Consider the following 2,124-nt stretch of genomic DNA (forward strand, 5'->3'; position numbering starts at 1 on the left):
GCGACGCAGCCTCAAAGTCTCCAACCTATCCTACACATGAATTACCCAATGTCAATGTGAAGCTATAGTAAAGGTTCACGGGGTCTTTTCGTCCCGTTGCGGGTAATCGGCATCTTCACCGATACTACAATTTCACCGAGCTCATGGCTGAGACAGTACCCAGATCGTTACACCATTCGTGCAGGTCGGAACTTACCCGACAAGGAATTTCGCTACCTTAGGACCGTTATAGTTACGGCCGCCGTTTACTGGGGCTTCAATTCAATGCTTCGCCGAAACTAACATCTCCTCTTAACCTTCCAGCACCGGGCAGGTGTCAGGCCTTATACTTCATCTTTCGATTTTGCAAAGCCATGTGTTTTTGATAAACAGTCGCCTGGGCCTATTCACTGCGGCCACATTGCTGTGGCGTCTCTTCTCCCGAAGTTACGAGACCATTTTGCCTAGTTCCTTAGCCATGAATCACTCGAGCACCTTAGGATTCTCTCCTCGACTACCTGTGTCGGTTTACGGTACGAGTTGCTTTAACCTGAAGCTTAGAGGTTTTTCTTGGAAGCTTTTAGGGACACTATCCACTTGGCCGAAGCCGCGCGGTACTATCGGTCTTTGCCATTCTGAACGCATTTAACTATCCAAAATATAGCTACAACCTTCAACGAACTATTCCGTCAGTTCGCGGTCCTTTCAATACTCCGTCACCCCATCGCAGTTAAAGCAAGTACGGGAATATTAACCCGTTTGCCATCCACTACCCCCTTCGGGTTCGCGTTAGGTCCCGACTAACCCTGGGACGATTAGCGTCGCCCAGGAAACCTTAGTCTTTCGGTGTGCAGGTTTCTCGCCTGCATTATCGTTACTTATTCCTACATTTGCTTTTCTAGCCGCTCCAGCACACATCACCATGCACCTTCTACGCTGACTAGAATGCTCCCCTACCAGTTGTATTACTACAAATCCATAGCTTCGGTAGTACACTTAATGCCCGCTTATTATCCACGCCCGATCGCTCGACTAGTGAGCTGTTACGCACTCTTTAAATGAATGGCTGCTTCCAAGCCAACATCCTAGCTGTCAATGCAACCGGACAACGTTTGATCAACTTAGTGTACATTTGGGGACCTTAGCTGATGGTCTGGGTTCTTTCCCTCTCGGACACGGACCTTAGCACCCGTGCCCTCACTGCTCAGTATATCTTATAGCATTCGGAGTTTGTCAGGATTTGGTAGGCGGTGAAGCCCCCTAGTCCAATCAGTAGCTCTACCTCTATAAGACTCAACCTGAACGCTGCACCTAAATGCATTTCGGGGAGTACGAGCTATTTCCCAGTTTGATTGGCCTTTCACCCCTACCCACAGGTCATCCGGAAACTTTTCAACGTTTATCGGTTCGGTCCTCCATTCCATGTTACTGGAACTTCAACCTGCCCATGGGTAGATCACAAGGTTTCGCGTCTACCCCCACTGACTAAAACGCCCTATTCAGACTCGCTTTCGCTTCGGCTCCGTGACTGAATCACTTAACCTTGCCAATGAGGAGTAACTCGTAGGATCATTATGCAAAAGGCACGCCGTCACCACGAATGGCTCCGACCGCTTGTAGGCACACGGTTTCAGGGTCTATTTCACTCCCTTGTTCAGGGTTCTTTTCACCTTTCCTTCACAGTACTCGTTCGCTATCGGTCTCTCAGGAGTATTTAGCCTTACCGGATGGTTCCGGTTGATTCAGACAGGATTCCACATGTCCCGCCCTACTCAGGGTACTGCTAGGTAATTATACTATTTCGAGTACAGGCCTTTCACCTTCTGCGGAGTGACTTTCCAAACACTTCCTCTATAATATAATAGTCCATATTGCAGCCCTACAACCCCAGCAATGCCGAAACATTACTGGTTTGGGCTTTTTCCATTTCGCTCGCCGCTACTCCGGAAATCACTATTGTTTTCTCTTCCTACGCCTACTTAGATGTTTCAGTTCAGCGCGTTCGCCTCCTTACGGATAACTGGTCTTCAACCAGCTAGGTTTCCCCATTCAGAAATCTACGGATCTATTCGTATTTGCCAATCCCCGTAGCTTATCGCAGCTTATCACGTCTTTCTTCGCCTCTGAGAGCCAAGGCATCCCCCG

General features: G+C 48.7%; 1 rRNA gene. It reads right to left on the reverse strand.

What is annotated here, in order from left to right:
- Positions 1-2,124, reverse strand: a 23S ribosomal RNA gene (locus tag FO442_RS18605); the annotation flags it as partial.

This window comes from Fluviicola chungangensis (assembly GCF_007558725.1).
Classification (GTDB): Bacteria; Bacteroidota; Bacteroidia; order Flavobacteriales_D; family Crocinitomicaceae; genus Fluviicola; species Fluviicola chungangensis.